Source organism: Methylomagnum sp. (assembly GCF_054333355.1).
Genome location: NZ_JBTEKS010000005.1, coordinates 26,958 through 38,852 on the forward strand (window position 1 = coordinate 26,958; position 11,895 = coordinate 38,852).

At 60.7% G+C, this 11,895-nt stretch carries 12 protein-coding genes; 11 read left to right on the forward strand and 1 reads right to left on the reverse strand.

Translation table 11 applies throughout. From position 1 onward, the window contains the following. Positions 1–53: 53 nt before the first annotated feature. Positions 54–254 (reverse strand): hypothetical protein, encoded by a 201-nt coding sequence (locus ACXWUF_RS01240; protein WP_458492827.1) that lies wholly within the window; start codon positions 252–254, stop codon positions 54–56. Positions 255–363: 109 nt separating this feature from the next. Here ACXWUF_RS01240 and ACXWUF_RS01245 point away from each other — a divergent pair, with 109 nt between their 5' ends. The 11 genes from ACXWUF_RS01245 to ACXWUF_RS01295 all read left to right on the forward strand — a co-directional run. Continuing rightward, positions 364–660: a hypothetical protein gene (locus ACXWUF_RS01245; protein ID WP_458492828.1), complete on the forward strand. Its 297-nt coding sequence runs from the start codon at positions 364–366 to the stop codon at positions 658–660. 202 nt (positions 661–862) lie between these two features. Next, complete coding sequence (locus tag ACXWUF_RS01250; RefSeq protein WP_458492829.1) at positions 863–1,342, forward strand: metallophosphoesterase family protein; 480 nt, start codon at positions 863–865, stop codon at positions 1,340–1,342. 439 nt (positions 1,343–1,781) lie between these two features. Continuing rightward, on the forward strand, positions 1,782–2,678 hold the full coding sequence (locus tag ACXWUF_RS01255; RefSeq protein WP_458492830.1) for an NAD(P)-dependent methylenetetrahydromethanopterin dehydrogenase: 897 nt from the start codon (positions 1,782–1,784) through the stop codon (positions 2,676–2,678). A gap of 178 nt (positions 2,679–2,856) precedes the next feature. After that, the gene (locus ACXWUF_RS01260; protein WP_458492831.1) at positions 2,857–3,771 is read left to right on the forward strand and encodes an NAD(P)-dependent methylenetetrahydromethanopterin dehydrogenase; all 915 of its coding nucleotides are present in this window, start codon (positions 2,857–2,859) and stop codon (positions 3,769–3,771) included. 65 nt (positions 3,772–3,836) lie between these two features. Continuing rightward, the gene (locus ACXWUF_RS01265) at positions 3,837–4,118 is read left to right on the forward strand and encodes a plasmid mobilization protein (RefSeq protein WP_458492832.1); all 282 of its coding nucleotides are present in this window, start codon (positions 3,837–3,839) and stop codon (positions 4,116–4,118) included. Next, on the forward strand, positions 4,118–4,321 hold the full coding sequence (locus ACXWUF_RS01270) for a hypothetical protein (protein ID WP_458492833.1): 204 nt from the start codon (positions 4,118–4,120) through the stop codon (positions 4,319–4,321). The genes ACXWUF_RS01265 and ACXWUF_RS01270 overlap by 1 nt, the downstream gene beginning before the upstream one ends. A gap of 265 nt (positions 4,322–4,586) precedes the next feature. Next, positions 4,587–6,653, forward strand: coding sequence for an NACHT domain-containing protein (locus ACXWUF_RS01275; RefSeq protein ID WP_458492834.1), 2,067 nt, complete (start codon positions 4,587–4,589; stop codon positions 6,651–6,653). 414 nt (positions 6,654–7,067) lie between these two features. Further along, positions 7,068–8,330 (forward strand): alpha-amylase family glycosyl hydrolase, encoded by a 1,263-nt coding sequence (locus ACXWUF_RS01280; RefSeq protein WP_458492835.1) that lies wholly within the window; start codon positions 7,068–7,070, stop codon positions 8,328–8,330. 254 nt (positions 8,331–8,584) lie between these two features. Beyond that, the gene (glgA, locus tag ACXWUF_RS01285; protein ID WP_458492836.1) at positions 8,585–10,738 is read left to right on the forward strand and encodes a glycogen synthase GlgA; all 2,154 of its coding nucleotides are present in this window, start codon (positions 8,585–8,587) and stop codon (positions 10,736–10,738) included. 162 nt (positions 10,739–10,900) lie between these two features. After that, positions 10,901–11,593 carry a retropepsin-like aspartic protease family protein gene (locus tag ACXWUF_RS01290; RefSeq protein ID WP_458492837.1) on the forward strand — a complete coding sequence of 231 codons (693 nt, stop codon included), beginning with the start codon at positions 10,901–10,903 and terminating at the stop codon, positions 11,591–11,593. Positions 11,594–11,706: 113 nt separating this feature from the next. Next, positions 11,707–11,895: prolipoprotein diacylglyceryl transferase family protein (locus ACXWUF_RS01295; RefSeq protein ID WP_458492838.1), on the forward strand; the 189-nt coding region annotated here is incomplete at its 3' end.

Consider the following 11,895-nt stretch of genomic DNA (forward strand, 5'->3'; position numbering starts at 1 on the left):
ACGGCAAGCCAAACATCGCAAGCATGATTCATCGGTGTGCGCCTTCACCCGCCCTATGAACGTTCTTTGCGCAACAGACTCAGTTGTATCATGCAACTAGCCACCATCAGCGCGGTGGCTCCCACCAGCAAGGTCATGCCCTCGAAGCCAAAGACATACCGTAGACCCAAGAGACGCGCCCCGCCCGAAACCGCCGCGACGGCCAGCCCAAGCACGCCAAGAACGACCGCCGCTTGCTCTAATACTTTGTTCATGTTCAACCCCGGTTAAAAAGTGGCGTTGCACCATACCAAGCCAACGAAAGGTCTGTCCACGGCCATTCACCACGCCCACGCCCCCTCGCAATCCCGATAGGAAAACTCCATGCCCAAACTCATCGCACTGTGCCTGACGGCTTCCTTCTTAATGGCTTGCAGCGAGGGGCTGTTGCGCGAAGCCTCCTCGCCCGCCTATGCCGACGGCTACCGGGACGGCTGCGCCAATGGCTCGTCCACCGCCAGCAACCTCACCGGCCAGCGCACCCGCGACGAGGCCCGCTACAACGCGGAACCGGACTACGCCCAGGGCTGGCAAAACGGCGATCGGGAATGCAACGGCGAGAACCTGGAAACCAACCCCAACAACCCCATGGAACCCATCGACCTGGACGGACCCACGTAATGAGTCCCGGAACATGAAACGAGGCTTTCGTTCCCTCTCCGGCGGGAGAGGGTTAGGGTAAGGGGATTTAAAGCGTCGAGGCGCGGACCTAAATGGAAGAAAACCCCACGCTTGATTTCCCCTCGCCCCAACCCTCCCCCGCTGGAGGGGGAGAAAACGGCGGCGCCCTTGCCCTGATCGAATGCCCGCCAAACGCACAATCATGACGACACCAGCCTTCATCATCGGCGTGATCTCCGAAACCCACGGCCTGCTCCGACCGGAAGCCCTGGCGGCATTGCGGGGCAGCGATTTGATTTTGCACGCGGGCGACGTGGGGAAACCCGAAGTCTTGGACGGCTTGCGAGAAATCGCCCCGGTGGTGGCGGTGCGCGGCAATGTCGACGCGGGCGCGGGCGCCTGGGCTGATGCCCTGTCGGCGCGGGAAACCGTCGAAGTCGCCGGACTTGCCCTCCATCTCTTGCACAACCTGGACGAACTGGCGCCATGCCCGGCCCAAGCGGGCTTCGCCGCCGTCATCTTCGGCCATTCGCACCAGCCCACCCTGGAACGGCGCGGCGGCGTGCTGTATTTCAATCCCGGCAGCGCGGGACCGCGCCGGTTCAAGCTGCCCATCGCGGTGGGGCGGCTGCTTATCGTGGATGGCGAATTGCGGGGGGAAATCATCCATCTGGCTGTTTAGGACGTTTTCAAACTGAGTCTAGGGCGGCTGGAAAGGCCGACTCGGTTTTCAAAACCGAGCCGGCCTACGTGACACCTCGACGCATCAACAAACCCCTCAGGACAATCGCGCTATGCCGGGGGCCGCTGTTTTTCCCTCTCGCCTCTGGGAGAGGCTTAGGGTGAGGGTGCCCAATCCAGGGATTTTTGCCTTCCAACCGCCTCCGCGAGATCGGAACTTCGGTGTTTCGAGGGAGAAATCCTGTTTTGATACCCTCACCCCAGCCCGCTCCCAAAGGCGAGAGGGAGAAAAATCACATAGCGCGATTGCCCTGACAAACCCCTGATCCCCCCAGCTTTTCCATTTTTACTTCTATGCTATCCTGCGCGCCGCCAAACCGGGCCATGACTACGGTTTACGACAATCCCCATTCCATCTAATTAACAAGCGAGGCCACACTATGGAGAAACCCTATATCCTGCACATGTTCACCCCCGAGAAGAATCTCAGCCCCTTCGACGTCAACATGGCGCTCGATGCTGGCTGGACGTCGGCGATTCCTTATCTCCACGTCGAATTAAACGAGGTGCAGGCACTGGTGCAGGACGCGGTGTTTTCCAGAAGCCCCAGCGGCGTGAAGCGCACCGGCATCTTCATCGGCGGGCGCGACGCCAAGCTGGCCGTGGACATGCTGCGGGTGGCGAAGAAATCCATGGTCCCGCCCTTCGAGGTCTCGGTGTTCGCCGACCCGAGCGGCGCCTACACCACCGCCGCCGCCATGGTCGCCATCGCCGAATATGAGCTGCAAGCCCGCTTCGGCGCCGACCTCTCGGGCAAGAACATCCTCTGCCTGGGCGGCACCGGCCCGGTCGGGCAAATCGCCGCCGCCCTCGCCGCCAAGGCGGGCGCCAACGTGAAGATCATCGGTCGGCAATTGGAGAAGGCCCAAGCCATCGCCGCCCTGGTCAACGCCGAATTCGGCGACGGCCAGACCAGCATCGAAGGCGACGCCGACGCCAACAAGGGCGAACTCATCAAGACCGCCGACGTGGTGTTCGCCACCGCCGCCGCTGGCGTTCAGGTGTTGAGCGCCGAACTGGTCGCCGCCGCGCCGCAACTGAAGGTCGCCGCCGACGTGAACGCCGTGCCGCCGTCGGGCATCGCCGGATTGGACGCCCATCACCGGGGCAACCCCATCGAAGGCTCCACCAGCGGCGCCGTGGGCGTGGGCGCTCTCGCCATCGGCAATGTGAAGTACAAGACCCAAAATCTGCTGCTCAAGAACATGCTGCTGGGCGTTTCCTATCAGCATTACGACGACGCCTTCCAAGCCGCCCGCGAGTACGCCAAGGTTTGACGCCGCGCCGCCTACCGTCATACTGAACGAAGGGTCGGCGTCACCCCGCCGACCCTTTATTTTTGACAGGACTTACGTGGGAGTGGGCTTTAGCCCACGATTGGCGCGGCTTCTCGTGGGCTAATAGCCCACTCCCACAGGTTTATGCGTCCTATTTGATTATCGAGAGGCTACCCCCATGGAAAAAACCGTAAAACGCACCGTCCTCCACATGCTCGACCCCGGACTCCACGTCAGCCCGTTCGACATCAACATGGCGGTGGACGCGGGCTTCGACCGCATTTTCCCGTTCGATAACGTGAAGCTGGAGCAGGTCAACGGCTTGGTCCAGGACGCCATCTTTTCCCGTGGCCCGACGGGCGTGAAGCGCACCGGCGTTTTCATCGGCGGGCGGGATTTGAGCCTGGCGCTGGACATGCTCGACACCGCCAAGAAGGCCATGGTGCCGCCTTTCGAGGTGTCGGTGATGGCCGACCCGAGCGGCGCCTTCACCACGGCGGCGGCGCTGGTGGCCTGCGTGGAGAAGCAATTGAAGCTGAAGCACGGCCTGGACTTGAAGGGCTTGTGCGGCGTGGTTTACGGCGGCACCGGCCCGGTGGGTATCGCGACCGGCGTGATCGCCTCGCTGGCGGGCATGGATGTGAAGCTGGTCGATCCCTTCAACATCAACAATGCCTTGGACAAGGCCAGTGAATACAACGCCCGTTGCGGCGCGTCCCTGAAAGGCACCTACGCCAGTTCCGACGCCGACAAGGCGCGGCTGATCGTCCATGCCGACATCGTGTTCTGCACCGCCAAGGCGGGCGTGCAGGTGTTGAACGCGGACATCTTAAGCGACGCCAAGAAGCTCAAAGTGGCGGGCGACATCAACGCCGTGCCGCCGCTGGGGATCGAAGGCATCAAGCGGATGCACAACGGCGAGCCGCTGGTTCATGCGATCAATTCGCCGGGCGCGGTGGGCATCGGCTCGCTGGCGGTGGGCGATGTGAAGTACAAGCTGCAAAACGCCTTGCTGGCGTATTTGCTCAAGGCGGAGAAGCCGGTGTTCTTGGATTTCCGGGAGGCGTTCGAGCGGGCGCGGGGATTGGTTTAATTCCCCTGATGACGTGGTTTGCCGTAATATGCACATGTCAGGCACATCATTTACAGGAGGCTACGATGCTAACGGCAAACCAACGCATACCGGTTCTAGTCACCGCCGGGGAAAAAGCCCGCATTGCCGAAATGGCAAGGTCGGCGGGCGTTTCCATGGGCGAATATTTACGCCGTGCGGCGGTGGCGTACCGGCCTTCCGAAGACGAGGCGCTACTGGAAGGCATGATCACTCAAATGCTCAAAACCACCCGGCAAGCGGAGCAGGCCATCGACGACGCCTTGGCCTATGTCGAAGCCTCCAATCGACGTCTCGCCGCGCTGGAATCCAACCGGGAGGCTGGCTGATGGGTGTTACCGACAAGATGTGGGACGCACTAACCACCGTCATCAAGATGAATGACAAGGTGGAACGCCTCGCCGAAACCGTGAAATCACAGCAAGCGAAAATCGAGCGCTTAACCGAGCGGGTTGTTCGGCTCGAAACCGCGCTCGAAATCGCCTTGTCCACACGGCAGGCCGGAGCGCCCCGGCTTGAGCAAAAGGATTGAATCCGATCCCTGTCATTCGGGGATGGCGACATCCCCGATATATTCCTCAGAAATCCTAATCCCAGCCTTCCCAAATCACACGCACATCAGCTTCGATTTCCGCGTCAGAACACCGCGCCGCTTCCGGTAACGGATGCGCTTTCTGGACGATAGCGCCGCTGCTGGGTGTGTTATCGCCAAACTCCCGCTGTCCCGCGATTGAGAACCCCCCAGTTCGGCGCTACCCTACCCGTCCCATTTTCCACCCATCTATAAGAGGTCGCCCATGATCGGCCTGGAAGAACTCGCCGTTTTCGGAATCTCCGCCGAAGTCATCGCCAAGGCTTTGGGGGATTTGTATTTGGAGGCGTTGAAGGACAAGACCAAAAAGCTATTCGATTGGCTCAAGGACGAGGACAAGGCCCGGAGTGAAATCCGCAGTGCGGCCAAGCGCTATGTTCAAAGCTATACCGAACGCCACGGTCAGGTGAAGGTGTTGGGCATGAGCGAACCGCTGCCCTTGGCTGGCATTTACACCGCCGTGCAATTTCTGGATCAGAGCGAAATCCGTCGCTATGCCGACGCGCAGGGCTTGGAAGAAATGTTCCGAGCGCAGGGCCGCCGCCAATTGCAGAGCGGTGGAAAAACCGTGGATGGCGTGAAGCTGGCGAATGAAAAAGCTTTTCTGATGGTGCTGGGTCAGCCGGGCGCAGGAAAATCTACATTTTTGCGTCGCATCGGCTTGGAAGCCTTGAAAGGAAAAGAAGGCAAGTATGAACACGCGCTTTTCCCGGTGCTGCTCGAACTGCGGCGCTACCCGGCCGGCAAATTGGACTTGGAACAGGCCATTGCTAAAGAACTGGGCAACTGCGGTTTCCGGGAACCGGAAGAATCCACCAAACGGCTTTTGGAAAAAGGTCGATTGCTGGTGCTGCTGGATGGCTTGGACGAAATACCGAGCCAGCATCAAAGCGCGGTGATCGACCATATTCAGGATTTCGTGGACCAGCATCACACAAACCGCTTTATTGCCTCCTGCCGCACGGCGGCTTATCAGAGCCGGTTCCGCCGGTTCACCGATGTTCTGATGGCAGATTTCGATAATGAACAGATCAAGCAGTTCATCAATAACTGGTTTTCCTCGGCCCGTCACTGTGAAGCTGATACCGCCGCCCGCTGCTGGGATACGCTCAACGAGCCGGACAACGCCGCCGCCAAGGAATTAGCTCAGAATCCCTTACTGCTGACCCTGTTGTGTATAACATTCGAAGCTGACCAATGTTTCCCTCGCAATCGAGCCGTGCTATATGGCGAAGCGCTGGATGTGCTGCTCAAGCGTTGGGCGGCTCAAAATTGCATTTATCGTGACCCCATCTATAAAGACCTGACGCTACCTTTGGAAAAAATTATGCTGGGACAATTGGCCCATGATTTTTTTCAGGCAAATCGGTTGTTTTTCTCGCAGGCGGAAGTATCCGCCTTCATTACTCAATTTTTGGCTGACAATCTTAATGCGCCTAAGCATCTGGATGGGGACGAAGTGTTGAAAGCCATCGAAATCCAACAGGGAATTTTAGTGGCCCGTGATCATAGCGGCGGAGTCTTATCATTTTCCCATCTCACATTTCAGGAATACTTTACTGCCCAACATTTGGCCGATCATTGCACCTGGGATAATCTGGCCCGGAAAAATCTGGGCGATGATCGTTGGCGGGAAGTATTCCTGCTCACCGCCGGACTGGCTAGGCCCAACTGCGATAGCTTGCTACGAGCCATGGCCAGAGAGTGCCGCGCTGTAGCCATGGCCTCACCGACTTTAGTCGAGCTACTCCGTTGGGCAAACTCCATTACCCACGGCTCACAGAGCAGCGCCCACCCAGCAGCAAAGCGGGTTGCAGCAATCGCTATTGCTTCCACTCTTGTCCGAACCCTTGGGTCCGTTCGCTTCCAGCTCATTTTCCTCGCCTTCGCCCTGGCCCGAGTCCTTGGCCTTAATTTGGCTCTTTCTCACCCTAACCGTCTCCACACCCTGGTTGTAGAATTAAATAATCAATACATTCTGAACCGGCCCCTAACAATTCCAGCTTTACCGGAAAGAAAGCTACAAGACCCGGCTTTTAAGGCCGAATTGCAGACTGCTGTAACAAGCATTACCCGAGAGTTGGGTCTAACGGAAACTTTACTTCGGGCATGCATTGAAGACCGACGAGTAATTAATAAATATCTGCGAAACCACGACCTACTCCTCGACTGCAAAATCGCCGCCATCTCCGTCTCCCCCGCCGCCTGGGCCGAAATCGAAGCGGGCTTATTCCTGGTGGATGACCCCGAACCGCCCCCACCAGCCTCCTAACCGCCACGGACAAACCCTAAAACCGCCCGGTTAAATCCCACCGGAGCGCCCCGTTATGGCAACGGGGCGCCCCGTTGCCCCAACTGGAAACCCAGCCATCGCGACTGGAACCCCACTCACCGTAACCGGAAGCCCCGATGCCCCAACTGGAGACCCAGTGACCGCAACGGGAACCCCACATACCGCAACCGGAGACCCAGCCACCCTAACCGGGCACCCAGTCGGCCTAACCGGAATCCCAGACGCCGCGACAGAAAACCCGCCTTGCTTCGCATCGAGTGGCCCACACTAACCACTTGCCCCGGAAACACTCCATTGGCCCAATCCCCACCCCTCAACCCCGGCGGGCCGCTATAAAATCCCAGTCCTTGCGACCCGCCATAGTGGGGGACGCCACTTCGTTTCCAGGACAACATGAAAATCTACAACCTCTTTCCCCTGCTGGCCGGCCCCGTCCGCGATTGGACCAAACATCTGGAACGAGCGGCGGACATGGGCTTCGACTGGATATTCGTCAACCCCATCCAGCAAACCGGACAATCCGGCAGCCTCTACTCCATCAAGGACTACTTCAAGATCAACCCCGCCTTCGTCACGCCCCGCTCCGCCGTGGCCCCGGACGAGCAATTCAAGAAGATGGCGAAAACCGCCAAAAAACTCGGCCTGCGACTGATGGTCGACCTGGTCATCAACCATTGTGCCTACGACTCCGCGCTGCTCAAAGAGCATCCCGATTGGTTCGTCCACGAGAATGGCCGCATCGCCCACCCCTACTGCACCCACGACGGCGAAAAAGTCGTCTGGCGCGACCTGGCCCGCTTCGACCACCAGCACACCCGCGACCCCGAAGGCTTGTACCAATACTGCCTGAAAATCGTCGAATACCTGCTGGGCTTAGGGTTCTCAGGGCTGCGCTGCGACGCGGCCTACCAGATACCCAGCAACTTCTGGCACCGGCTGATTTCCGACATCCGCAAGAAATACCCCGACACCGTGTTCACCGCCGAAACCCTCGGGTGCAGCCCGGACCAGACCAAGGACACCGCCCGCGCCGGTTTCGACTTCATCTTCAATAGCTCCAAGTGGTGGGATCTCAGCGGCCCGTGGTTGATGGAGCAATACCACCTGACCCGCGAAACCGTGCCCTCCATCAGCTTCCCGGAAAGCCACGACACGCCCCGGTTATTTGAAGAAAGCCACGGCAACCTCGCCGCCATGAAGCAACGCTACCTGTTCGCGGCCCTGTTTTCCGCCGGGGTGATGCTGCCCATGGGGTATGAATTCGGCTTCCGCAAGCCCCTGCACGTCGTGGACACCAAGCCCTCCGATTGGGAAACCACCGACGTGGACCTCACCGACTTCATCCGCCACGCCAATAAAATCAAGGACCAATACGCGGTGTTCCGCGAGGAAAGCATCACCGAGGTGCTGGGATACGAGAACTCGTCCATTCTGCTGATGTGGAAAGCCGCCACCAAGGGCAGGGGCCAGGCGCTCATCGTCCTCAATAAAGACGCTTGGAACTGGCAGACCTTCCGGGTCGGCAACCTGTGCCAGTACGTCCAAAGCCCGCCTCCGCTGGTGGACGTGTCGCCGGAGTGGCCCATGGCGTTCCTGCCCGCGCCGTTTGAATTCGACCTGCATCCCGGCATGGGGCGGATTCTGGTCACGGCGTGACTGGACCCGGCCCTCGCTAGAAAACGGGTGGCCTTGCAACGGATACGCTCCCCACGAGGGATGGTGTCCAACCATGGCCCGGCGTGACGCCACGCCATCGGACATTCCTATTTGAATATCCGTCCCGTGTTTTTGTTCATGCACTTGGATGACTTAAACTAAGCCACAAAAACCTCACCGGCCCGCTTGCCCCATCGGCGGACGGGCCGACAACGGATCGACAACCTTTCGCAACCAGGTAACCGGACGCACACATGGCTAAAAAACCCAGCACTCGCGGCAGCAAGCCCGCCACCACGGATTCCGCTCCCAAAACCGAGACGCCCACCACCGCCTCCCTGTTCGGAGCGGACGCGGAAGCCGCGCCCGCCACGCCAGCGGCGAAACCCGCCGCCCGCCGCAAGACCGCCAAGGCCACCGCCGAGCCGACACCCCCGCCAGCGGTTGAGTTAGCCCCGGCGGTCGAAACCGCCCCGGTCGCCGAAGCCGCGTCCGTGGCAAGCCCCGCGCCCGTCGCGGAAGCCATCCCGGAGCCGGTCGCCCCCGAACTCGAAGTCGCCGCAGCCCCCGAGGCCGAACCGGCCCCCGTCGAGGAATCCATCCCCGAGCCAGTGGCCGCAATCGAACCCGAAGTCGTAGCAGCGCCCGAGCCGGAACCCGTCCCCGCCGTGGAACCCGCCCCGGAGCCTATGACTGTCGCCGAAGCCGAGCCGGAAGTTACGGCTCCCGCCGCAGAGCCGGAACCCGCGCCCGCCCTTGAACCCCAAGTCGAGCCGGAAGACGCTTGGTATCCAGACGTCGAGCCGACACATCCCATGTCGGAACCCGAGCCCCTGGCGGCGGAAGCCGAGCCGCAACCCGAGGAGCCGCCCGCCCCCGGCCCGCAACCGGAGTCGGAATATCAGGAGGCTTCGGAAGTCTCCGCGTCACCCTCCATGTTCATCGTCCACATCACCCCGGAACTGGCGCCCGTCGCCAAGGTGGGTGGCCTCGCCGACGTGGTGTTCGGACTCGCCAACGAGATGGAGATTCGCGGCAACCACGTCGAAGTGATCCTGCCGAAGTACGACTGCCTCCGCTACGACCACATCTGGGGCCTGTGCGAGACCTTCAGCGACTTGTGGGTGCCGTGGTATGGCGGGGCGATTCATTGCACCGTGTACTTCGGCTTCGTGCATGGCCGCAAGTGCTTCTTCATCGAGCCGCACTCCAGCGACAACTTCTTCAACCGGGGCGGCATCTACGGCTTCAACGATGACATCCTGCGTTACGCCTTCTTCTCGCGGGCGGCCATCGAATTCCTGTGGAAGTCGGGCAAGAACCCGGACATCATCCACTGCCACGACTGGCAGACCGCGCTGGTGCCGGTGTTCCTGTACGAGATTTACCAATTCCTGGGGCTGACCCACCCCCGGGTCTGCTTCACCATCCACAACTTCAAGCACCAGGGCGTGACCGGCGCGCAATTGCTCCACGCCACCGGCTTGAACCGCCCCGAATACTACTTTCACTACGACCGGCTGCGGGACAACTACAACCCGCACGCCCTCAACCTGATGAAGGCGGGCGTGGTCTACTCCAACTTCGTCACCACCGTGTCGCCGCGCCACGCGGTGGAAGCCAAGGACGAGGGCCAGGGCTTCGGGCTGGAGCCGACCCTGCACATCCACCACCACAAGTACGGCGGGGTGGTCAACGGCATCGACTACAACGTGTGGAACCCGGAAATCGACAAGTACATCCCCTACCACTACGGGCTGGAAAACATCGAGGAGAAGTACAAGAACAAGAAGGCGCTGCGCGACCGCCTGATGATCGCCGACAGCGAGAAGCCCATCGTGGCCTTCGTCGGGCGGCTCGATCCGCAGAAGGGCTTGGAGTTGATCCGCCACGCCATCTTCTACACCCTGCACCGGCGCGGCCAGTTCGTGTTGCTCGGGTCCAGCCCGGATGGCCAGATCAACAACTACTTCTGGGGCTTGAAGCACCAGCTCAACGACAACCCGGACGTGCATATCGAGATCGGCTTCAACGAGGAGCTATCCCACCTCATCTACGCCGGGGCCGACATGATGCTGGTGCCCAGCCGCTACGAGCCGTGCGGCCTGACCCAGTTGATTTCGCTGCGCTACGGCACGGTGCCGGTGGTCCGCGAAGTGGGTGGCCTTGCGGACACGGTGTTCGACAAGGACTTCTCCCACAAGCCGCTGCACGAGCGGAACGGCTACCTGTTCCAGGACTATGACTACAGCGGATTGGAGTCGGCCCTGGGCCGCGCCCTGAGCTGCTACTACGACTTCCCCGACCATTTCCGCGAATTGATGAAGAACTGCATCCGCTACGATTTCTCGTGGAAGAATCCGGGGCAGGATTACATGAACATCTACGACTACGTCCGGGCCAAATAAGCCCTAAGCCGGGGCGCCGACTCGCCCAAAGCGGCGCCCTTTTTCCCGGTAGGCTGGGTTGGAGCTTTGCGGAAACCCAGCATCTATAGGCGCCTTGAAAAGCTGGGTTTCGTGCCTCAACCCAGCCTACCTCGCTACCTCGCTCGGTTGATCCCCATCCCCATGAAACACTCGCCTTGGTGGTTATCCGTCTGCCTGCCCTCCCTCATCAGCGCCGCCGCGCTGGCCGCCCCGGGCGATCTCCGCGACGAATTGGCAGCGCTCGCGGCGGGTAACGGCTTCGCCATCGAGGGGTTGGGGCGCATTGGATCGGAACCCGCCAGCCGCGCCCAAGGCGCGCCGCCGGAACGGCTCAAGGCGCTGCTGCGGGACTATAACTACCTGCTGATTCAGGCCCGGCCCGGCGTGATTGAGAAGGTATTGATTACCAGCCGGAAAGTCGGCGGCGGCAAGAAGTCGGCGGACAGCGCCTACGTCGGGACCGTCCGGCTCGGCGCCCATCATCAGGTGGAAGCCGCCGTGGCCGGGCCGAACGCGGTCGCCAAGCATTTGGCCTTGCTGGTGGATACCGGCGCCTCGACCCTGGTCCTGCCTTCGTCAATGATTCACGAGCTTGGCTTCGCGCCGGAAGACCTGCGGGATGGCCTCAGCCAGACCGCCAGCGGTACCGAGCCGGTGAAGATCGGCACGCTAGGTTCCGTGCGGATCGGGGCTGTTTCCGCCGACAACGTGGCAGTCAGCTTCATCGCCGACAAAAAGCTGCAAGGCACCATGCTGCTGGGCATGAGCTTTTTGCAGCGGTTCCGCATGACCATCGACGACGCCAAGAACGAATTGATTCTGCTGGCGAAGTAGTGGGAGTGGGCTTTAGCCCACGCCTCCAAGTAGTCGCGGGCTAAAGCCCGCTCCCACGTTATTCGTTTGGCGTGAGACCAACCCCCCATTCCTAGCAACACCATCAACACAGCATGATCTGGGACATCTCCCCCATCGCCTTCAGCCTCGACCTGGGTTCGCTCCATTACCCCGTGCGCTGGTACGGGCTGTTCTTCGCCGCCACCTTCGTCTACGGCACGCTGATTTTTCGCTATATGTTCCGGCGGGAAGGACGGCCCGTGGACGAGGTTTACGATCTGGTGCTGTGGGTCATCGGCGGC

What these genes read in the sequence shown, in the direction of transcription:
- ACXWUF_RS01265 (WP_458492832.1), top strand. Translation starts at nt 3,837, where the DNA reads ATGCTAACGGCAAACCAACGCATACCGGTTCTAGTCACCGCCGGGGAA.
- ACXWUF_RS01290 (WP_458492837.1), top strand. Translation starts at nt 10,901, where the DNA reads ATGAAACACTCGCCTTGGTGGTTATCCGTCTGCCTGCCCTCCCTCATC.
- ACXWUF_RS01275 (WP_458492834.1), top strand. Translation starts at nt 4,587, where the DNA reads ATGATCGGCCTGGAAGAACTCGCCGTTTTCGGAATCTCCGCCGAAGTC.
- ACXWUF_RS01260 (WP_458492831.1), top strand. Translation starts at nt 2,857, where the DNA reads ATGGAAAAAACCGTAAAACGCACCGTCCTCCACATGCTCGACCCCGGA.
- ACXWUF_RS01270 (WP_458492833.1), top strand. Translation starts at nt 4,118, where the DNA reads ATGGGTGTTACCGACAAGATGTGGGACGCACTAACCACCGTCATCAAG.
- ACXWUF_RS01280 (WP_458492835.1), top strand. Translation starts at nt 7,068, where the DNA reads ATGAAAATCTACAACCTCTTTCCCCTGCTGGCCGGCCCCGTCCGCGAT.
- ACXWUF_RS01245 (WP_458492828.1), top strand. Translation starts at nt 364, where the DNA reads ATGCCCAAACTCATCGCACTGTGCCTGACGGCTTCCTTCTTAATGGCT.
- ACXWUF_RS01240 (WP_458492827.1), bottom strand. Translation starts at nt 254, where the DNA reads ATGAACAAAGTATTAGAGCAAGCGGCGGTCGTTCTTGGCGTGCTTGGG.
- ACXWUF_RS01250 (WP_458492829.1), top strand. Translation starts at nt 863, where the DNA reads ATGACGACACCAGCCTTCATCATCGGCGTGATCTCCGAAACCCACGGC.
- glgA (WP_458492836.1), top strand. Translation starts at nt 8,585, where the DNA reads ATGGCTAAAAAACCCAGCACTCGCGGCAGCAAGCCCGCCACCACGGAT.
- ACXWUF_RS01255 (WP_458492830.1), top strand. Translation starts at nt 1,782, where the DNA reads ATGGAGAAACCCTATATCCTGCACATGTTCACCCCCGAGAAGAATCTC.